We start from the raw sequence: 19,621 nt of genomic DNA, 5'->3' as shown, positions 1-19,621 counted from the left end.
CTTGCGTCAACGTCACCCCAGGAAGGTGGCGACAATCGTCCCCCCGGGTCCAGTGGCCGCTCATCGCCCTTGCCCTGACCGCCGCCGTCGAGGACCAACAGGTCGAGCGGTGTCGGCCGGCTCCGACCAGTCTCCGGTACGCACGTGGATCCCGCGACTCGTCGGCGAACACCCCGGCGGCGGTCTCCGCCCGTGCCCGGTCACGTTCCACACTGACCAGCCGTGCGTTCGGGTGCGCGGCGGATGCCAACCAGGCCAGACCCACGCCGCGGCCCGTCCCGGTCTCACCGATCACCCCTGCGCCGACACCACCCGCGAGCACCCGCGGCAACCGGCCCTGCTCGGGCAGGCACGAGTACGCGAAACCGAGCGAGCGGCCCCGACCGCTTCGGCCACCCACGGCGGCAGATCGACGCAGCGGTCGTAGGCGGCAGTCCCGGAGTCCGTCACGAAACCAATCGTGCCTACCACCCGGCGCGGCCGGGTTCGGGGCTGGGGCAGCGGTCGATCGTGGCGGACGGACACGTGGACCGGTCGGTGACGGATCTCGTCGGCGATGTCGAACTCGCCGCGGGCGACCAGCCGATCCACGATGCCGGACGGGACGGTGCCGGGTGATCCTCGCCCTGTCCGTCAAACGGGTCAACCTCAGATGTAGTTCGCTGTCGGGCGACACAGTCACGACGGGGAGGCTGCCAACGTGTCCGACCGACTTGCCGATCAGATGGCCTTCGCTCGCGTGTTCATCGACGCGCGTGACGCGGTGGAGGAGGAGTACTACGCCGACCTCGCCCGCGCGAAGTCCCCGGCCGAACTGCGGCGGCAGTACCTGACAAGCATGGCCAAACCGCTGTTGGGCCGTGCGCTCGGCGGTCCGGTGGAGTTTTATGACACCTGGGGCCGGATCATGCGCCACGCCTGGCTCAGTCTCAGCTTCGGCGTCTACGACGCCGGGCACCGCGCTTTGCCCGACCCTGTCACCCGCTTGGCCGCGGCCCAGGTCAACACCGTCGACCTGGCCTGGGAACCCGCGCTGGCCACCGCGTCGGGCGACCTGTTGCTGGTCGACGTCGGCACCGGCCGGGGGAACTCCGCCGCCCGCCTGGCGCTGGCCCACCCGACCGCCCGCGTGGTCACCCTGACCTTGAGCCCCGAGCAGGCCGAGGTCGCGCGCCGCATCACCGCCCGCCTGGGTGTGGGCCACCGGGTCGAGGTCCGGGTCGCCGACGTCCTCGACCCGTCCGCCACCGTCGACCTGGTCGGGCGGGCCGACGGCGTGACCGCGATCGAGGTCGTCGGGCACTTCCCGCCCGACCGCCTCACCGGCGGCTTCCGCGCCATGGCCGCGCTGCTCAAGCCCGGTGCCGCGCTCACTCTCATGGACCCCGTGCTCAGCCGGCCTGGCACGCTGCTGCACGACTTCGCGGCCCGGTTCACCTGGCGCTTCCGCCCGGCCACCGACTACCGCGACGCCCTGCGCGCAGCCGGGCTGACCGACCTGCGCCTGACCGACCTCACCGAGTCCTACCGGCCCAGTTGGCGCGACACCGGCACGGTCATGGCCGCTCGGATGGACCGTCTGCGCGCCGAGTTCGGCCCCGTGCTCGCCCACACCTGGCAACGCATCTTCCTGCACCAGGCGTGGCCGCTGGGTCGCACCGTGCACTACGCCCGCATGACCGGCTATCGGCCGCCGTCGACGGATGTTGAGCAGTGCCGCGAGGAATGCCCGGTCGACGGGCGCCACGGAACGCCGGACCGCCGCGCCGCCGTGCGGCTCGCCCGGTCGGCCGACCGACGACGGCAGGTAGGTCGTGCAACCCGCGTCGATCAGCCGCCGGGCGAACCCCGCGACATCCAGGTGCAGTCCGGGCATTTCGTGCGTGACGACCACGGCAGGCCCCGCCCGGCCAAGTAGACCTCGTGCGACAGACCATCGTGGACGAACGAGGACCGTTCGACACCGTTCAGCGGGTCGACCTGCGCCCTGATCAGATGATGACCCGCACGATCTGCCCCCAAGACAGTCGCAACGCGACCGGTCCTAGTTGAACGGGCTGTCGTAGAACGCGCCCCCGCCAACCGGCCTGGCGGTCGAGCCGTCGAAGTGGATTCCCTGGTAGCCGATACCGATGTTGTAGATGGTGCCGCTGTACGCGAAATCAGCGTTGATCACACCGGAAATGCCGTGCCCGCCGCAGACGTCCGGGCGCAGGGTCTCATCCCGCTGCGAGATCCGCTGATGCAAGGTGTTGTTGACGCTGATCGAGAGAGTCGTGTCGACGTAGCTGGATTGCCGGCACAGCGTCACGTCCAGCCGGTAGAGCGAGTTGCCGTCGTCGAACCGCAGCGTACCGACCAGCCTGCCGACCTGGGTCGTGTAGCCGGATGACGTGCGCTGCAACTGGATGTAGATCGGTTGCGCGGGGCCGTAAGCGGCCTGCGCGGGCACGGCCGTCAGTGTGGTGCCCAAGAGGACGGCGAGCGTGACGGCGAAGAACGCGGTCAGGCGTCGGGATAATCGGTTGATCGAGCTCATGGGCTCACTCCTGGTGACGAGGCCGGCGTTGCGCCTAACCTTCGCAGACGGCCCGGAACTTGGCTGTAAGCCGATCGGACGGAAACAACCGGGACGATCCGGCCCCTTTCAGGGGTAACCGCGGGATCGACCTGTTCGGTGCGAAACTTTTCGTGCACCCATACCCGTGAGACCACGTCGAACGAGGTGGTGAACTGGCCGGACCGGTCGCGAATCAGGAACCGGAAGTCATCGGGCGTGTCCGGTGTGGATCATGTTCGGTCGTGAGGAGGGGTGAGTCGCCGCCGTGGATCGTCTCCGACGATCTGTGGGAGCGGATCGAGCCGTTGTTGCCGGTGGTGCCGCGCAGGACCCGGAACGAGGCCGGCGTCTGGTCGCGGCTGCACGAGGTGCTGCTCGCGGAGCTGCACTCGGCGGGCAGGCTGGACCGGGACCGTGCCGTGATCGACACCTCGCACGTGCGGACCGCACGACGCGGCCCCAAAGCGGACCGAGTCCCGCCGACCGCGCCCGACCGGGCTCCAAGCACCACGTCCTGACCGACGGCGGCATCCCGCTCGCGGTCCTGGCGCGGGCGTACGCCGCAGGATTCTCCCATCGGCGCACGACTGGTTCGCCCCGTTCGCCGAGACGGTCCTCGTGCACCCCTACGCCGAACCGACTGCGGTGCGACGGCGGGTGCACGACCTGCGACGGGCAGCCGAACAGCTTCGGGGATCTTGATGTGCACGCCACCCGAGATGATCCCGGCCTCGACCACGTTCCGCGCATGTCCGCAGAACTCGTTCTGCACGTCGACCCCGTGATACCACGTCTGATCTCCAGAGGCTAGCAACGCGGCCGAAGGTGGCAGCCGCAGAAGAGCGGCACGCGCACTGCGTGGTGGGGTTGCCCCGGCGGGACAACCCCACGCCTCACCAGCGGTGGGCGACGTCCACGACGACGCGGTCCGCCAGCGTGAAGACCCGGAACGGCAACCGGGCGCGGACGCCCAGTCCCAGGTCCGTGGTGCCCTCCCAGGACCCGGCCCAAGCGACCTGCCGGAACGTCTCGTACCCGGTCACGTCCACGACCTCGGTCGGGTCCGCCGGCAGGTAGGTCGGGTCGAAGTTCTCGTCGTAGGACGGCGTGTAGGCCATCACGAACAACTTCGCCCCACCCCGCAGCGGAACCGGCTCGCCCGACCCGACGTACGTGACCTCGTCGGTGTAGCGCACGTAGTACCCGCCCTCGACCAGGTTGGTGTCGATCACCAACCGGTCGAAGCACTCGTGACGTCCCGAGCGGATGTCGGTCACGGAGCCGCCCGTGCCGTCGAACACGGTCTTCAGCTCCGAACCCCAGTCGACCGGCTCGCAGGCACTGGCCCCGGCACTCGCCGGAACCAACGACATCGCCGTCAGCACAGCGACGACCACCAATGAGACCTTGCGCATGATCTTCCCCCTCACCATGGGCCTCCCCGCCCACTGAACACAAGACGCACGACCGGCCCCAGAGTTGCCCGGTGCTCCGCCAGGGTGCGGATGCAGGTGAGGAGTCGGTGCGGCAGTCGCCAGGCTTTCGGAATCGAGACCGCTCATGCACCGAGGCGCGGGGTGGCGGTAGCGTCGGGCGGATGACCGTGCGGGTGGATCCGACCAACTCCGACCAGCTCACCGCGTGGGACGGCGACCAGGGCGCCTTCTGGGCCGACCACGCCGACCGCTTCGACGAAGGTGCCGCCCGGTACCACGAACGGCTGCTCGACGCGGCCCGGGTGGACCCCGCCGACCGCGTCCTGGACATCGGCTGCGGCACCGGCAAGTCCACGCGCGACGCCGCCCGGCGTGCCGCCCACGCCCTCGGTGTGGACCTGTCGTCCAAGATGATCGAAGAGGCACGGCGGCGGGCCGAGCTCGACGGGATCACCAACATCGCGTTCGAGCAGGCCGACGCCCAGGTGCACCCGTTCCCCGAGGCCGCGTTCGACCTCGTGATCAGCCGCCACGGGGTGATGTTCTTCGGCGACCCGGACAAGGCCTTCGCCAACATCGCGACCGCCCTGCGACCCGGCGGCCGGATGACGCTGCTGACGTGGCAACCGTTGGCGCGCAACGAGTTCGCGTCCACGTTCCGCACGCTGTTCGCCGCCGGCAAGCCCGTGCCCGAGCCGCCGCCCACAGGGGCGCACCCGTTCTCGCTCAGCGACCCCGACCGGGTGCGCGCGCTGCTGACCGGCGCGGGCATGGCGGACGTCGAGCTGCACGCCCTCACCGAACCGGTGTGGCTCGGCCACGACGTGGAGGACGCGTTGGCGTTCATCACCGCCCGGCAGGCCTCTCAACTGACCGAACTCGACGAGGACGCGCGCGCACGGGTCGTCCAGGCCGCACGGGAGGACATCGCCCGGCACCTGGACGAGCACGGCGTGCGTTACGCGTCCGCCGCGTGGATCGTGCAGGCCGTCAAGCAGTCCTAGACGAGTAATGCCTTGGTCGAGGCGGTGGCCGAAGACGGACGAACGGTGTTCAAGGTCAGTTTGTGACGACCGACCTGAGCACCCTTCCGATCCACCACAAGTCCACTCCTGGGGTCGGGCCAGGAACGGAGATCCGATCGGTGTGGATCAGCGTGCCGTCCACGATCACATGCGAGTGGCCGGCCGCCTTCGCCGCCAGTAGCCCGTGCAGGGACGGACGGCCCGCCGCGAGCACCGCGACGCCCTCGTCACCGGTACTCGTACGCGGTGCTCCGTGCTCGACTACGGGGTCGAGGTCGCCGTCAGCTGTGAACGGATGTCGCCGAGGCGCTGCAACACGATGTCCGGATGTGGGTGGTGGCGGCCACCCACATCCGGTCCGGGGGTGGTCAGGCAGCGGCGGCCGTGCAGGCGGGTGCCGCGGCCGGGGCGGCCATCGCCGTGGTCGTCACGGGCGGGCCGGCGTTTGCCGGGCGGGTGCCGGAGCAGTAGTGGGACGACACCTCGCCGTCGGCGGAGTCGCCGAACGCGAACACCAGGTACGACTCGCCGACGTAGAGCGAGAGCCCGCACATCGACCCGGCGTAGTTGGTCGTCACGGTCACGGTCGTCGGCACGTCGCCCTTGTACTCCTGATCGACCTGCACGGTGTACGCGCGCAGGTCGTCCCAGACGTAGTTGGGCTTGCCGCGCTCCAGGACGGTGGACGCGGACACGTAGCCGCTGAACACGTGATCGGCCCGTGCGTAGCGCTGTGGTTCGGTGTCATAGGGCAGACAACTGCACGCACTGGCGGTACCGGTGAGCACCGCGGCGGACAAGACGGCCGCCAGCACCACGGCACCGGTGGCGTGAGCGAGAAAACGCAAGCGCACCAATGAAAGCTCCCCTGGTCGGGTGAACGGTGGCGGTGCTCTTCCAGCGTATCGGCCGACGCTCCGGCAGGCATTCGCCCAGTTGCCACTTCGCCGAGTCGGGTGCCGCACATCGGCGCCACCACAACCCTGTGCCGCTCGAAAGCGTCGTCGCCGGTAGAGCGAGTGTCAGCGTGTCGAGAGCATGCCTTCGGATCGCGCAGGTGGAGGAGGTGCGGTTGGACAGCGGATCAAGGCAGGGCAGGACAGCACGACGAGGCTCCCGGTCGGGACATCGGATCTTGGTCGACTCTGTCTTACCGGGAGCCTCGCCCGGCCCGCAGCCACCTTGTTCAGCCTGCGCCGTGACCTGCACAATCACGATGAAAAGGGCTCAATACGGCAGGACGTATGCGTGGCTCATGTCGGAGTCATGGGTGGTTGTCGAGCCGCGTGAGTCGGGGAGTCCGACGGCCGTCCCTTGGATGCCGGCGGTCTCACCGCTGAGCCACTCGGCCTTGACGTAGGCGTTGAACCGGGGGACGCAGCCCGGCGCCTTGCTCACGGTGAAGTCCGCCTTGTTGAGTGGCACGTACTTGTGGTGCACCCAGTACGGCACGTCATGCGTGACCTGGACGCTGCTGTCGGTCTTGCAGAGTGTGCCGTCCGACTTCCACTGGTTGACGAAGAGGGTGAACTTCACCTCTGCCGTCTTGTACCTGTCACATGGGGTGCTCGGCCAGCAGATCATCAGTTCGACATCGCCGACCACGTTGAGGCCCTGCACCGTCGAGGGGAGGTCGAAGTGGTCGAGCGCGGGCAGTCGCACCACCGGGATGCCGGCGTTGAGGCGGTGCACCCCCGCGCTCACGCTGGACTGCACCGGTTGCCCGTTGGTCGCGTTGGTGACGGAGGTGTCGGCGAACGTGATGTACCCGCTGACCAACCGGTAGGTGGCGTCGTTGGCGTTGAGCGAGTTGCCCCGCACGTTCGCGGTACAGGTGATCGTGCCCGCGACGCCGGGGTGGACGAGGAATCGGGTGTAGAGCGTCACGTCCTGCAACGGTGAGCCCGAGTTCCTGTCGTACACGTTCTGCCCGATCACCATGTTCTTGCTCCAACCGCCCGGACCCCGGCAGACGACCTCGTTGTCGAAGAGGCTGCGGATGGTGGCGTTGTCCACCCGCATCTTCGAGACCACATAAGCGGTCTGCGTGGCGGTCATGTCCAGCGAGATGGTGCCCACGGGAGTGACGTTCTGGTCGACCCCGCCACCCGGTGGGAGCCCGGGGGCCAGGATCGTTCGCGGGGTGAAGGTAACGGATGTCTCCGCCTGAGCGGGCGTGGCGACCAGCAAGCCGGCGGCCAGTGCGAGCACCGCCGTCGTGGCCAAGGAGCGGACGTTCAAGTCGAACCTTCCTTGTCAGTGCTTCCTGCTTGCGGACCGGACCGATGCGCGAACCCACTGCGGTAGGCCAGTCGAAGCGGCACAACGTGCCTCAGGCCGCTTCGATGGCCTGGACGATGGGTTCGCGGGCGTCCTGGCCCAGTGGCTCGGTGGTGTGGACTCCGTCGCGGAGGTACGCCGTGAGCCTGGTCGGCCGACGAACGCAGCGGCCGCCCGGCTCGCGGCGGCTGCCGTGATGAACACGGTGAGCTGGCCATCGGGTTCAGTCGGCGCCGTAGTTCCTGCGCTTCCGCTTGTACCAGCCGTTCTGGAAAACGCTCATCACGAAGCCGCTCTTTGCTTGGTGCATGTAGTGGAGGGAGCGGTGGTGGCGCACCTTGACCCGAGATGACACAGGGCCGCTCGATCGCCAGATCCTATTGCGGTAGAACTTCCGCCACCGCCCCATGCGCATGTGCTTGGCGTGGCTGGTCGCTCGCGCCCCGTACATGCGTGAGATGCCCTTGCCCACTGCGCCGCCCGCCAGTGCCCAAGCAGCATTGATTCCGAAGGACTTCCAATACTTGCGGCCGCCCCACCTGCCCGCGCTGCCACGCGCCGCCAAGGCGCCGGCTGCCAGACCTGCACCGAGGCAGACGCCGGCCGAAGCGAAGACACAGACGCCGAACGCGGCGACGCCTGCGGCTCGTCCCACATTTTTCCACGTGAGCCACTTCGGTTTGCGCCATCGGCCGTCGAGATCCTCGTCGTTGACCGGATCCGAAGGATAGGTGTACGCGTTGCTGTTTCCCCCTGACACCGGGTCGGTACTGGTGAAGAGCCCGGTCACGGGGTTGTAGAGGCGGACGCCCATGAGGGTCAGGCCCGCGCCGGACACGGCGCGTTGTTTGGCGCCCAGCCAGCCGTACTCGACCTCGCCCGTGGTGGTGGTATTGGGCGTGGTGGGGTTGCCGTACTCGTCGTAGGTGCTCCAGCCGGTGATCGAGGTCGCGGCGGCGCTCGCGGCTGGGATGTCGATTGTCGTGACCACGTCGCCGTGGGGGTTGGCGATGGTCAGTTCGGCCGCGGCGGTGTTGTCGACGGTCAGGGCCAGGTCGTCGCCGACCAGTTCGGTGTACCGGCGGGTGACGCCGTTGCGGGTGACCCAGGTGGGGTTGTCCGAGGTGTCGGTGTAGTGGCGGACGGTCTGCGTGGACCCGGCCGTGTCGGTGACGGTCTCGGTGGCGCGGCGGTCGAGGGCGTCGAGGGTGAACGCGGTGGTGGTGCCGCTTTGGGTGATGGACTTGGCCAGGTCGTTGTCGTGGTAGGCCAGGGTCACGTCGCCCGCTTGTGGCCGAGGGGCGTCCGAGGCGGGAAGGCTCGTCGTCCGGCCGAGCGGGTCGTAGGTGTAGGCGCCCTGACCACCGGTTCCGGTGACGGGGCGGTCGGCGGTGTCGAACGCCCTGGTGACCGCCGTGCCGCCGCTGGTGGTGCAGGAGCCGTCGGCTGCGGCGGGGGTGGTGGTCTTGGTGAGGCGGTTGTGGTTGCCGTCGAAGCCGTAGGAGCGGGTGACGCAGGCCGGGGTCTCCGCCGGGTCGGTGATGTCGACGCCGGTGGTGGCGGCGGTGCGGTCGCGGACCTGGGTGAGCCTGCCGGCGGCGTCGTAGGTGTAGGCGCGGTCGTAGGGGACGGCGTGGCCGGGGTCGCTGCCGGCGGGGCCGGTGAAGGCGCTGCCCTGCGGGGTCCACTCCCGGACCACGCGGCCGGTGACGTCGTTGTCCTGGGACCAGGCCAGCCAGCCGCCGTCGGGGTCGACGGTGGTGGCGCCGTCCTCGTCCACGGTGGTGATCCGGCCGGTGTAGCGCAGGCCGACCGGTTCACCGGCGTTGTCGAGGTCGGTGTGCCGGGTGATGCCGCCCGGCAGCTTCTGGGTGATCAGGCCGCCGTCGGCGTCGTAGGCGCCGGTGGAGGTCCAGGTGGAGCCGGCGGTGGTGACCTCGACCTTGGTGGCCAGGCCGCGGTGCTCGGTGCGACCGGCGGCGTCGGTGCCGTCGTAGGTGTAGCGGGTGGAGCCGTTGGCGTCGGTCACGGTCGCCACGGAACCCGCGGCGTCGTAGACGGTGGTGGTGGGCGTCTCGCCGGAGGGCTGGTAGCTGGTCTGGCGGCCCCACGAGTCGTACCCGGTGGTCACCGTGCCGGCGGTCGAGCCGTCGGCGTTCTTCGCGGTCACCTTGGTGGCCGCGCCGGTCAACGGGTCGTACTCGGTCTCCTTGCGGGTGTTCGGCGTCGACCCCGCCAGGCCGGTGACGGCCGTCGAGGTGGACGCAGTCCGGCCGTCGGGCAGGTAGGTGGTCCCGGTCGTCCTGGTCACCGCGCCGGAGGTCTCCACCACCGCGGTCGGCGCGAGCAGGTAGGTGAAGCCGGTCGTGGTGGTCGTGGGCAGGGTCGGCCCCGAGCTGGGCGCCGCGGCCGGGTGGGTCCTGCAGACCAGGCCCGCCCACTGCGGTTTCCCGCCGCACTCTGCGTGCGCGGTGTTGGCCGCCGCGGTGTAGTGCACGGTCCGGGTGGTGCCCGCGTCCGCGCCGGCGGAGGTCGGCTGCCGGGTCTCGACGGCACGTCCCTCGGCGTCGTAGCGGGTGAGCTGGACGATGTCGCCGGCGGTCGGCGTGCCGTCGAGGTCGACGTCGGTGGTCACCCGGCCCGGCAGGCCCAGCGCCCACCCGTCCGCGTCGCCCGCCACCGGCGGCGCGTAGTCGGTCAGGGTGCGGGAGACGACCTCGACGTCCTGGCCGGTGCCGGGGTCGTGGGCGAACGTCGTCTCCGAGGTCGCCAGGCGGTACGGCAAGGTCGTCGCGGGGTTGATCCCGCCGTGGGGTGCGCCCCGGTCGAACTCGGTGCGGGTGTGGGTGCGCAGCCAGTGCGGCGAGCCGTCGCGCAGGGCGGCCGTCCGCGTCGGCCCGTAGGTGTCGGTGACCAGGGTGCCCGCCGGGGTCACCACGGTCGAGCCGTTGACGACGTCGGCGTTGTAGACGGTCAACGTGGCCAGTTGGTCGGCGGAGGCACCGGAGGGCATCCCGCCGTCGAGGACCAGCCGCAGCGCGCGCTCGTCCAGTTCGCGCACCACGTTGCCCTGGGCGTTGTAGTCGGTGGCCGTGTGCTGCCACGCGCCCGCGCCGTGCTTGGCGGTGTTGACCGTGTAGCCCTGGGCGTCGGTGTACTGCAGGTCGGCGTGCTCCCAGTCGCCGGCCGCGATCCCGGACGGCGACGTGGAGCCCACCGGGTGGTCCGGGCCGAAGACGGCGAAGCCCTTCACCGGCGCGACGGCCTGGTTCCAGCGCCCGACCGAGCCGGCCGACAGGTCGGGCAGGCCGGCTCCGGTGGTCGGCACGTCGTAGACGAACGACGCCAGCGTCGCGACGCCACCGGTCGGGTCGCCCGCCGGCCGGTCGCGCTTGACGGCTGCCAGCTTGACGTTCGGGGCGGCGGTGTAGGAGAGCTGGAACGGGACCAGGCCCGCGGGTTTCACCGAGGTGAGGCGGTTGCCGGAGTCGTAGCCGTAGGTGGTGCCGAGGTTGTCGCGAGGGTCGGTGGCCGTCGCCAGGCGTCCGGCCGCGTCGTAGGTGTAGGCCGCGACCTTGATCGCGTCCATGCCGGGACCGCCGGCCTTGTCCGGGTTGAAGATGTCCAGCCACGCGGCGACCAGTCGCCCGTTGGCCGACCCCGAGGCGCCGTACTCCAGCCGCAGCGACCGGCAGCCCACCGCGTTGGTGTGGACGCCCTGGGCGTCGGTGCAGACGACACCGGGCGCGGCGGGTGCCGTGATGCGGGCGACACGGCCACTCGCGGGGTCGTAGGTGTAGGTGGTCTTCCCCGCGACGCCGGCCTCGGTGATGCCCGCCGGTCGGAACTTCCCGGCCGCGCCCGCCGTCGGGGCTCCGGCGGTGGTCGTGGTGAAGGTGGTGGTCGTGCCGTCGTCCTCGGTGTAGGCGATGGTGGTGGCCGCGCCGGTTCCCGTCACGGTCAGCTTGCCCCCGTCGAACGAGGTCTCCTCGTCGGCGGCGGCCCAGGTCCCGGTCTGGAGGGACGCGGTGGTGCGCCGCATCGCGTTCGGTGACTCGAACACCAGGGCGGTCCCGTCACCTTCCAGCAGCACGATCGTGCCGTCGGCGCGGGTGTTGTCGACCACCTGCGCACCGGCCACGCCGGCGTCGGCGCCTTCGAACTGCGCGGTCCAGCCAGGACCGAAGACGCCGTTGACCGCGTCGGTGGCGCCGGCGAACGTCGAGTGCGACCGGGACAGCGACAGGTCACCGGTGTAGCCGGGCACCGAGATGTCGGTGCTCTCGGTGTGGAACTCGCCGGTCCACAGGGCGACCTGGCCGGGGCCGGCTTCCGAGACCGGGAAACCGTTGCCGAAGGCGTGCGGCAGGCGCTGAACGGTGGCGCCGGGGCTTTGGGACCAGGTGCACTGCTCGGTGCTGGTGCCGTACTTGAAGCAGACCTGGACGTCGAGCTTGACCGGGATCCGGTCGTTCAGCGTGGTGGGCTGGATGCCGGCGGTGTCGGGGTCGGCGTCCAGGTTCGCGTCGGTCTTGGCGAGGGTCGTGTCCCAGAGGGCGTTGACGTTGACGCCGCCGGCGCCGTTGTCGGTCACCGGCAGGTCGGTCGCGTCGTTCCAGCCGGTCAGGTCGTCGTTCCCGCCGTAGCCGGAGACCCGCCACTTCACCTTCGCGGTCACCGACGAGGCGGTTCCCCTCGGCGGGCCGGAGGCTGTGACGCGGATGTTGTCGGTGGTGGTGGTCCGGGGTGTCGAGGTCGGCGAGGTCAGCGTCGTGCCGCCCCAGCCGAACTTGTGGGTCCGGTTCGGCGAGAGCTTGCCGGCCGGGGTCTCGGCCTGGACGACGATGGTGTGCAGACCCGCCTTGTCCTTCGGGAAGGTCACGGTGTGCTTCGCGACCGCCGGGTCGTTCGACGGGGTGATCTTGATCTGGCCTTCCGCGCCACCGGTGAAGTTCGCCGCCGGGCGCTTGCCGTCCACGATGAGCCGCAGGTAGCCCGGCGCGTTGTAACCGGTGCCGGTCGCGGTGATCGTGCACGTGACGTCCGTGGTGGGCGGGTTGTCCTGCCAGGTGTCGGTCACGTTGAACGGCGCCGGGCACGACACGACGGGTTGTGCCGGAGTCGCCGCACCCGTGCGCAGCCGCTGGTTGTAGTTGACCCAGGGGCCGTCGAGCCGGCCGTCGTTCGCCTTCGCCCGGACGTAGAGCAGGGTGTTGTCCGGCAGATCCGTCGCCGGACGGCAACCGGCCGTCGTGCCGGACGCGTAGACCGACGACGTGCAGGTGCCCTTCAGGCTGAAGGTCGGGCCCGTGCCCGTGTAGAACTCGAAGACGTACTTCACCGTGTTGCCGTCCGGATCGGTCGCCTTCGTCCGCACCCAGGGGCGCAGGCTCGGGGAGTACAGCCACGAACTCGTCTCACCCGGCGCCGCGTACGCGACGGCCTCGCTCGGCTCCACGGTCGCCGGCGCACCGGGCGGGCGGTTGTAGGTGTAGGAGACGTACGGGTCGGCGGAGCTCTCGCTGGAGTGGAACCTCTTCCAGGAGTTGGAATCCGCCTCGTTGCCCGCCATCAGCACCATGCCGCCGACGGTGTAGGGCGCGTTCGACCACGCCTGGACCAGAGGGGTGATCGGCACGGACATCCGTCCCGCCGGGCAGCCGCTGTCGTGTCCCTTGGCCACGTTGGTCGACCCGTACTGCGAGCCGAACGTAGGCTGCGCGGTCCAGCGCGTGGCCGTGGACGCGAGCTGGTGGGTGCTGCGGACGATCATCATCGACGGGGTGCACGAGTAGGACCACGTCTCGAACATCGACAGGTGCGCGCTCACGATCTGCTTGCCCTTGAACGGGGCGACGGAGAAGTTCAGGAACGACCGCGCCTTCACCGCGCCACCGTTGTACGTGCCCAGCTTCAGCTCCGACGACGTGGACTGGTCGGTCGTGTAGTCCGACTGGACCCAGGTGTCGAAGCTGGAGTACGCCGTGCCGACCGCGTAGGTGGGGTCGACCGTGATCGGGTAGGTCCGCTCGGGGGCGTTGAACCAGACCGGGTCGGGAGCGACCACGAGGTTGGTGGACCCGTCGGCGGCGGTCTCGACGGAGATGCCCACCGCGGCGCGGTTGACGTGCTCGCCGCTGCGCTCGTCGACCTCGGCGTCCCACATCAGCGGCACCGGGATGCTGGAGTGCACCTCGTCCTTGGCGTCGAGGAAGTCGATCGTGCCGTCGGGCTGCTGCCTCGCGGTCAGGCCCTTGACGCGCAGCGGGATCCGCCACACCGGCGCGGTGGCCGGGCGGGTCTTGACCACGAAGTCGTACTCGAAGCCGGACCGGCGGGTGTGCAGCACCAGGTCGACGCCGGGCTCCACGTCCGGGTAGGTGGCCTTGGTCCCGTCCAGCTTCGGTTCCGGCAACGTCCAGGGCGCCAGCCACTCGACCTGACGCGCCTGGTCGGCCGCCGCCGTGACGAAGGACGTCCCGGCCTTGGCGTTCTTCCTGCCCAGCTTCAGGCCCAACGGGTGGCCGGTCGGGGCCACGCTGCCGTCCCGGTCCTTGCGCCACCTCAGGTCCACCGTGCGCCAGTCGCCGCCGTGGTCCTTGAAGCGGATCGGCGCGCCGTGGGCCTCCGTGGTCAACGTCCCGTCCGGGTTCGACCACGTGGACGACGTCTCGGTCCGCATCGACTCCACCTCGACGCGCGAGCCCTGCGCCCGCGCGCTGACCGCCGCCGACACCACGTCCGGCCGCGACTCCACCGGAGCCGTCGCCGCGGGCGTCGGCTCCGGTGGGGCCGCGGCCGCGGGAGGAGTGATCGTCTCCGCGGTGCTCGCGGCGAGCACCAGGGCCAACGCCGTTGCCAAGAACCTCGTCCTGCGTGATAACCCGTTCGCCGAGCGTGCTGACGGTACGACCACGGTTCCCCCGGGTGTGCGAAGCGATGTGCGCTGGAGTTCCACCCACCCCGACCGCGGTCCCCCGACCACACCCGACCGCGGGCTTCCCTCCATCTCGCGGTCGGATTCACGTCAGTTGATGAGGCTCGGGAAACCGTAAGCTCAGCTCAAGAGGCCTGTCAACGCGGGCGAATGGATGAACCGCTTCTCCTTCACCGCAGTTGTCGGGGCGGTAGGCCGTCGCCAGTCGGACCACGTCGGTTCCCTCGCGGCCAAGGCGGACCACCCGGCCCTGTCGCCAACCAGCGTGACCTCTCCGTCGGCCGGGTCGTGCTCGACCGACAGCGCATACCGCTCAGGCCAGAGGGCGGCGTGCCCGCGCTCTGGCTGAATAGACGGGGACCTGCACCGTGCCGGTCGTCAGGACGCGATGCAGCTGACGTTCGGGGTGTACGTCTGCGGGCCGCCGGACACGGTGAAGCCGATGGTCGCGGTGTCCTGGGGCGCGAGCACGCCGTTCCAGTCTGCGTTGCGCGCGTTCGCCGTCCGGTCGAGGTCGTAGGCGACGCCGCCCCAGAGGTCGGTGACCACCTGTTCTGGTGCGAGCGTCCACTGCACCTTCCAGGTGGTGATCGGCGAGCCGGCCGTGACGACGACCTCGCCGAGCAGCCCGCCCGGCCACGTGCTGACCAGGCGGTAGACGGCGGTGCACCGACCGGTCGGTGCCGGCGTGGTGCTGGTGGGCGGGTAGTCCGTCGGGTGGGTGATCGAGGAGGTGTTCGTCGGGGTGGGTTGCGCCGTGGCGCCGGACTGGCCGGCGACGACGAGTAAGCCGGCGAGAGCCGTCAGCAGCGTCAGCACGAGGCCGGCCGCTGTCGACCCGCGTTTCGGACGAGCGGAGGTGTTCATGTCGGGAGGTCCTTTCTCCGGTGGGGGATGCCGGCGGCGCATCCGAGGCGACTGTGGACCACGCTCAGGATCGAGGTGAAGTCCCGACGTCGTCAACGGTGTGCCTGCCGACGGTGTCGTCCGTGCGGGTCCTCGTTGAGGATGCCGCCCAGTCGTTGCCGTCGGCGGATGTCGAGGTGGGTGACGGCTGCTTTGTCGGTGGCTGGTGGCAGTGGGTGTAGTGGTCGCGCGTTGTAGGCGGCGACTGTGATGCCGAGTACGAGGAGTTCCGTGATGCGGCGGTAGCCCCAGGTGGGGTTGTCCTGTGCCAGGCGCAGCACGAGGAGTCGGATCGAGCGGACGGTTCGTGGTCGGCCGGGCCGCTTGGGGCCGGACCTGGCGGCGGCGAAGGGGCCGCGGTGCCACCGCAGCACCGTCTCCGGGCGTACCGGTAGGCGGAGCCGATGGAGCGTAGCGACCGGGAGTCGGTGCGGCAGCGCCGTGGGGAACATCCGATCGGCGGGGGAGAACCGAGGGCGGGTGTTGCCCGGTTGGCGTTCCAGGATGGTGATCTGGTGCCGTAGCGCCAGGCTCTCCACTTCCTTGTCGGCAGGCACACGGCCACCACCTGGCCGCCGCCGGGCTGGACGGCAAGGTGCACCTCTGGGACACGGCCGACCCGACGAGGCGGACCACCGTCGAGGCGCACCGCAACGCCGTCAACGCGGCGGTCTTCAGCCCCGACGGCCACCTGCTGGCCACCGGCGGCGCGGACCGGGCGTTGAAGCCTGTGGGACACGACGAACTTGGACGCGCCGACCCTCCACGCCACCGCGACCGAGCACGGTGACGCCATCAACCGCCTGGCCATCAGCACGGACGGGCACACCGTCGCCCCACCGTCCAACGACGGCACGACCCGGATCTGGGACATCACCGACCCGAAGACCCTGGTCCTGACCGCGACCCTCACCAACCACTCGGACGCGGTGAACGCCGCCGCGTTCAGCCCGGACGGCCGGACCCTGATCACGGGCAGCGCCGACGCCACCGTGCGCCTTCGGCCGTTGCGCACCGACACCGCCGCCGAGGTCTGTGCCAGGGCGCGCAAACCGATCTCCACGTCGGACTGGACCCGCCACTTCCCGGACCTGCCGCACCGCCCGCCCTGTCCGTGACGCCGCGCGTCGGGCCGACCTACTCGTACCGGGGGTCGGGTTCGCCGATCGCGGTGCCCGGGTCGATCGGCACCGGGTCGTAGGGGAATCCCTCCGGCACCCAAGTGCCCGCCGAGCCGATGGCCGTCTGGCCGGTGGCCTCGTCGCGGACGAACACGGTGCAACTGCCCTCGATGCGCCGATAGCCGGTGATGTGCGAGACCCGGCCGATCCCGTTGGCGGTCGTCGGCAGGTCGAGGTCCTTGTGGTCGTTGTAGTAGCGGACGTTCACCCGGCCGTTCGGCGTGAAGCCCTCGCCGTTCACCCGCAGCATCTCGCCGTCGCGGTCGACCGTGATGCTCGGCCGGATCTCCGGCGGCGGCATCACGGTGGGCACGCTGTACGCGCCGCTGAGGCTGAAGTCGTGCTCGCCGCCGCTCGGGCAGGTGCCGCCGGACTCGCCGTACGCCAGGCACAGGCACGTGCGGCACCACCGCCACCCGTCCTGGGATGCCGGCGGTTTCGTATCCAGCGGAACGCTGTACTCACCGCTGCCCGCGAAGTCGTGCGGACCGTCCGCCGCGCACCACGTGCCGACACCGAACCCGCCGTAGCAGAGGCACTGGCACCGGTTGCACCACCGCCAGCCGGGCTGGCTCCCCTCCGGCACGTCCTGCATGGAGACGAAGTACTCGCCGCTGCGTTCGAAATCGTGCGCGAAGCCCTCGACGCAGACACCGTCACCGAACCCGCTGTAGGCGAGCGAATAACACCGCTCGCAGAAGCGCCACCCCGATTGCATGCCCATCGTCACGCTCCACGACGCGCGGCCCTGACATCATTGGGAATCGCGACCGCGCGCATGCCCGTTACCCACCAGGACGAACACGACCACCCAGGACCACGCCACCGGCGCGTCCACGCAGGACCCGACCGCGGCCGAGGCGGTGTTCCTGCGGATTCACCCCGTGCCTCCGGTGCTTGCCCGAATAGAACGGACGGTCGGCGGCGAACCTTGCCGCGCAGCAGGCCGTGCAGTGCCTTGGTGGTGCCGTCGGTCTCCCACTTGGCGTAGTAGTCGTAGACGGTCCTGTACGGCGGGAAGTCGTGCGGCAGGTACTCCCACGCGATCCCGGTCCGGCACACGTACTGGATCGCGTCGACGATCTCCCGTGGTCAGCTGACGCCCTCGCGCTGCCGGCCCGCCTCGTCGGGTGGTGGGTCAAGCCTGACGAGGCGTCGTACGTGCGGCCACAGATCGTCGAGCGATCTCAGGTCGCCGGCGAGTTTGGCCAGGAGTACGGCGCCTTCGACGTGCGCGACGACGGCCCGTGCGGTGGCCCGGTCCGCGTAGGCGGGTGCGACGCTGCCGTCCTGGGCGCCGTCGGTGAGCGCGGTGTGGACGAGCTCGGTCTGTTCGTCGAAGGCGGTGGTGAGTCGTTGCCGGACGACGGCTTCCTGATCGCTGAGTTCTGCCGCGAGGTTGCCCAGCAGGCACCCGTCGACCCTGCCGGAGACCTGCCACCCTTCCCGTTGTGTCTCGACGAGCCAGGCGATGAGTCGCCGGAGGCGTTCCAGAGCTGGTTCCGGTCCGGTGAGGCGCTCGTGCCAGGCAACCCGTTGTGCCTGCCAGTGGGTGTCGACCACCTCGACGGTGAGCGCCTGCTTGGACTCGAAGAAGTGGTAGAAGCTGCCCTTGCGGACATCGGCCCGGGCACAGATCTCGGCCACGCCGATGGCCGCATAGCCACGGATGTTCATGAGTTCACAGGCGCTGTCGAGCAGCCGGTCACGAGCGGTACTGGTGCGACCCATGACGACGAGTATACGGGCGGTCAACTATCTTTTAGTTGACCGGTCGTCTAGGGTCGCGCATCACCTCTTGGAAGGAGGGCGCATGTCGATCAGTGTCGTCATCGCGTACCACAGCGGCCACGGCCACACGGCCCGCCAGGGCTGGCGCGACAAGCTCGCCGCCGGGTTCACCACGTCCGCCGGTGTCAACGGCGACAAGCTGAACACCCTGTCGTCGCTGACCGTGTTCTCCGCTCAGCACGGCATGCACTGGGTCTCGCTGGGCCTGCCTCCCGGCTGGCTCTACAGCACCACCGGCGAGGTGGATGACCTCAACCGGCTGGGCGGCTTCCTCGGCGCGATGGCGCAGGCGCCCTCCGACACCGGCCCGGACGACGCGCCGCCCACGGCCGACCTGCGCACCGCCGAGCACCTCGGTCGCCGGGTCGCCCAGGTCGCCGTCCAGATGCGCCAGGGACGACTGGTCGGCGCGGCATGAGCACCCGACTCATCCGCCTGCTCGGCACCGACCTCCCGATCATCCAAGGTCCGTTCGGCGGCGGGCTGTCGAGCGTCGCCCTCGCCGCCGCGGTGAGCGGCGCCGGCGGCCTCGGTTCGTTCGGGGCGCACCACCTGGACCCCGGCGCCATCACAGCCCTCGTCGCCGAGCTGAAGGCGGCGATCCCCGGGAACCGGCCGTTCAACGTGAACCTGTGGGTGCCGCACCCGGGGGAGGAAGTCCTGCGCCCGGCACCGGCCGACTTCGAACGGCTCCGGCCGCTCTACGACCGCCTCGGCATACCGGCGCCGACCTCGTACGCGCCGCCGCCCGCCTTCGACGATCAGGTGGACGCGCTGCTGGCGGCGCAGCCACCGGTGATCAGTTTCGTCATGGGCACGCCGCCGGCCCGGGTGGTGACCGAGGCGCGTCGCCGCGGCATCGTGACGATCGGCACGGCCACCACCGTCGACGAGGCGCTGGCCGTGCAGGCAGCCGGCTTCGACGTCGTGGTGGCCTCCGGCAGCGACGCCGGAGGGCATCGGGGCGCGTTCCTGCGGCCGGTCGCCGAGTCGCTGGTCGGCACGTTCTCGCTCGTTCCGCAGGTCGTCGACGCCGTCGACATCCCGGTCGTCGCGGCCGGGGGGATCGCCGACCATCGCGGCGTCACCGCGGCATTCGCCCTCGGCGCCGAGGGCGTGCAGATCGGCACCGGATTCCTGGCGACCGTGCAGTCCGGGGCGAGCCAGGTCCACAAAGCGGCGCTCACCGGCCCCGACGCCCGGGTCACCGTGCTCACCCGGCTCTTCTCCGGCCGGCCCGCGCGGGCCATCATCAACCCGCTGATCCGGGAACTCGCGGCCGAAGAGAGGAACGTACCCGCGTACCCGGTCCAGAACGCACTCATGCAACCCCTGCGCCGAGCCGCCGCCGCGCGCGGCGACTCGCAACACGTCAACCTCTGGGCCGGCCAGGCAGCACCGCTGTCGCGGCCGTACACCGCCCAGGAGTACCTCGCCACGCTGATGAAGGCCTACCCGACTCCAGCGTGAAGACAACTCCAGCGCGTCGCCTGTGTCCACTGTAG

Annotated in this window: 15 protein-coding genes and 4 pseudogenes; 7 read left to right on the top strand and 12 right to left on the bottom strand. The window is 70.3% G+C overall.

The genetic code is table 11. The features are described 5' to 3' along the window. The first annotated feature begins 700 nt into the window (after positions 1-700). Positions 701-1,918, top strand: a complete 1,218-nt coding sequence (locus tag ACYVLT_RS27590) for an SAM-dependent methyltransferase (RefSeq protein ID WP_461123124.1) — start codon at positions 701-703, stop codon at positions 1,916-1,918. Between the two features lie 126 nt (positions 1,919-2,044). Here the strand turns inward: ACYVLT_RS27590 and ACYVLT_RS27585 are convergent, their stop codons facing one another. Continuing rightward, positions 2,045-2,539, bottom strand: coding sequence for a hypothetical protein (locus ACYVLT_RS27585; protein ID WP_461123123.1), 495 nt, complete (start codon positions 2,537-2,539; stop codon positions 2,045-2,047). Between the two features lie 290 nt (positions 2,540-2,829). Between ACYVLT_RS27585 and ACYVLT_RS27580 the strand changes: the two are divergent. Then, positions 2,830-3,107: pseudogene (locus ACYVLT_RS27580) on the top strand (IS5/IS1182 family transposase); the annotation flags it as partial. A 346-nt stretch (positions 3,108-3,453) separates the two neighbouring features. Here ACYVLT_RS27580 and ACYVLT_RS27575 read toward each other — a convergent pair. Continuing rightward, positions 3,454-3,993: an AMIN-like domain-containing (lipo)protein gene (locus ACYVLT_RS27575; protein ID WP_461123122.1), complete on the bottom strand. Its 540-nt coding sequence runs from the start codon at positions 3,991-3,993 to the stop codon at positions 3,454-3,456. 164 nt (positions 3,994-4,157) lie between these two features. Between ACYVLT_RS27575 and ACYVLT_RS27570 the strand changes: the two genes are divergently transcribed. After that, positions 4,158-5,000, top strand: coding sequence for a methyltransferase domain-containing protein (locus ACYVLT_RS27570; protein ID WP_461123121.1), 843 nt, complete (start codon positions 4,158-4,160; stop codon positions 4,998-5,000). Positions 5,001-5,082: 82 nt separating this feature from the next. Here the strand turns inward: ACYVLT_RS27570 and ACYVLT_RS27565 are convergent. The 6 genes and pseudogenes from ACYVLT_RS27565 to ACYVLT_RS27540 form a co-directional block, all read right to left on the bottom strand. Further along, positions 5,083-5,275 (bottom strand): annotated as a pseudogene (locus ACYVLT_RS27565) (IS5/IS1182 family transposase); the annotation flags it as partial. A 114-nt stretch (positions 5,276-5,389) separates the two neighbouring features. Beyond that, positions 5,390-5,875: a hypothetical protein gene (locus ACYVLT_RS27560; RefSeq protein WP_461123120.1), complete on the bottom strand. Its 486-nt coding sequence runs from the start codon at positions 5,873-5,875 to the stop codon at positions 5,390-5,392. Between the two features lie 373 nt (positions 5,876-6,248). Then, the gene (locus ACYVLT_RS27555; protein WP_461123119.1) at positions 6,249-7,262 is read right to left on the bottom strand and encodes a hypothetical protein; all 1,014 of its coding nucleotides are present in this window, start codon (positions 7,260-7,262) and stop codon (positions 6,249-6,251) included. A gap of 262 nt (positions 7,263-7,524) precedes the next feature. Next, positions 7,525-14,163 carry a DNRLRE domain-containing protein gene (locus tag ACYVLT_RS27550; RefSeq protein ID WP_461123118.1) on the bottom strand — a complete coding sequence of 2,213 codons (6,639 nt, stop codon included), beginning with the start codon at positions 14,161-14,163 and terminating at the stop codon, positions 7,525-7,527. A 453-nt stretch (positions 14,164-14,616) separates the two neighbouring features. Continuing rightward, positions 14,617-15,105, bottom strand: a complete 489-nt coding sequence (locus ACYVLT_RS27545) for a cellulose binding domain-containing protein (RefSeq protein WP_461123117.1) — start codon at positions 15,103-15,105, stop codon at positions 14,617-14,619. Between the two features lie 92 nt (positions 15,106-15,197). Next, the gene (locus ACYVLT_RS27540; protein ID WP_461123116.1) at positions 15,198-15,701 is read right to left on the bottom strand and encodes a hypothetical protein; all 504 of its coding nucleotides are present in this window, start codon (positions 15,699-15,701) and stop codon (positions 15,198-15,200) included. 38 nt (positions 15,702-15,739) lie between these two features. Here ACYVLT_RS27540 and ACYVLT_RS27535 point away from each other — a divergent pair, with 38 nt between their 5' ends. Then, positions 15,740-15,934: a hypothetical protein gene (locus ACYVLT_RS27535; protein ID WP_461123115.1), complete on the top strand. Its 195-nt coding sequence runs from the start codon at positions 15,740-15,742 to the stop codon at positions 15,932-15,934. After that, on the top strand, positions 15,891-16,262 hold the full coding sequence (locus tag ACYVLT_RS27530) for a WD40 repeat domain-containing protein (RefSeq protein WP_461123114.1): 372 nt from the start codon (positions 15,891-15,893) through the stop codon (positions 16,260-16,262). The genes ACYVLT_RS27535 and ACYVLT_RS27530 overlap by 44 nt, the downstream gene beginning before the upstream one ends. Positions 16,263-16,281: 19 nt before the next feature. On the opposite strand, the gene ACYVLT_RS27525 is transcribed toward ACYVLT_RS27530, so the two are convergent. The 4 genes and pseudogenes from ACYVLT_RS27525 to ACYVLT_RS27510 all read right to left on the bottom strand — a co-directional run bounded on the left by ACYVLT_RS27525 (position 16,282) and on the right by ACYVLT_RS27510 (position 18,056). Beyond that, positions 16,282-17,049 (bottom strand): hypothetical protein, encoded by a 768-nt coding sequence (locus tag ACYVLT_RS27525; protein ID WP_461123113.1) that lies wholly within the window; start codon positions 17,047-17,049, stop codon positions 16,282-16,284. Between the two features lie 115 nt (positions 17,050-17,164). Next, positions 17,165-17,257: pseudogene (locus ACYVLT_RS27520) on the bottom strand (IS5/IS1182 family transposase); the annotation flags it as partial. 28 nt (positions 17,258-17,285) lie between these two features. After that, positions 17,286-17,408, bottom strand: a pseudogene (locus ACYVLT_RS27515) (transposase); the annotation flags it as partial. 9 nt (positions 17,409-17,417) lie between these two features. Beyond that, positions 17,418-18,056: a TetR/AcrR family transcriptional regulator gene (locus tag ACYVLT_RS27510; protein WP_461123112.1), complete on the bottom strand. Its 639-nt coding sequence runs from the start codon at positions 18,054-18,056 to the stop codon at positions 17,418-17,420. 82 nt (positions 18,057-18,138) lie between these two features. On the opposite strand from ACYVLT_RS27510, the gene ACYVLT_RS27505 reads away from it, so the two are divergent. Together ACYVLT_RS27505 and ACYVLT_RS27500 are read left to right on the top strand one after the other, a co-directional pair. Next, positions 18,139-18,534, top strand: coding sequence for a hypothetical protein (locus ACYVLT_RS27505; protein ID WP_461123111.1), 396 nt, complete (start codon positions 18,139-18,141; stop codon positions 18,532-18,534). Next, on the top strand, positions 18,531-19,586 hold the full coding sequence (locus ACYVLT_RS27500) for an NAD(P)H-dependent flavin oxidoreductase (protein ID WP_461123110.1): 1,056 nt from the start codon (positions 18,531-18,533) through the stop codon (positions 19,584-19,586). The genes ACYVLT_RS27505 and ACYVLT_RS27500 overlap by 4 nt, the downstream gene beginning before the upstream one ends. The last annotated feature ends 35 nt before the right edge of the window (positions 19,587-19,621 follow it).

The sequence above is a fragment of the Saccharothrix stipae genome, from assembly GCF_054781895.1.
Note: the sequence above shows the minus strand (reverse complement) of the source record. Positions and strands in the feature narration are given on the sequence as shown.

Coding starts and splice junctions, on each gene's coding strand:
- ACYVLT_RS27500 (WP_461123110.1), top strand. CDS start 18,531: ATGAGCACCCGACTCATCCGCCTGCTCGGCACCGACCTCCCGATCATC.
- ACYVLT_RS27525 (WP_461123113.1), bottom strand. CDS start 17,049: ATGGGCATGCAATCGGGGTGGCGCTTCTGCGAGCGGTGTTATTCGCTC.
- ACYVLT_RS27505 (WP_461123111.1), top strand. CDS start 18,139: ATGTCGATCAGTGTCGTCATCGCGTACCACAGCGGCCACGGCCACACG.
- ACYVLT_RS27585 (WP_461123123.1), bottom strand. CDS start 2,539: ATGAGCTCGATCAACCGATTATCCCGACGCCTGACCGCGTTCTTCGCC.
- ACYVLT_RS27570 (WP_461123121.1), top strand. CDS start 4,158: ATGACCGTGCGGGTGGATCCGACCAACTCCGACCAGCTCACCGCGTGG.
- ACYVLT_RS27545 (WP_461123117.1), bottom strand. CDS start 15,105: ATGAACACCTCCGCTCGTCCGAAACGCGGGTCGACAGCGGCCGGCCTC.
- ACYVLT_RS27510 (WP_461123112.1), bottom strand. CDS start 18,056: ATGGGTCGCACCAGTACCGCTCGTGACCGGCTGCTCGACAGCGCCTGT.
- ACYVLT_RS27575 (WP_461123122.1), bottom strand. CDS start 3,993: ATGGTGAGGGGGAAGATCATGCGCAAGGTCTCATTGGTGGTCGTCGCT.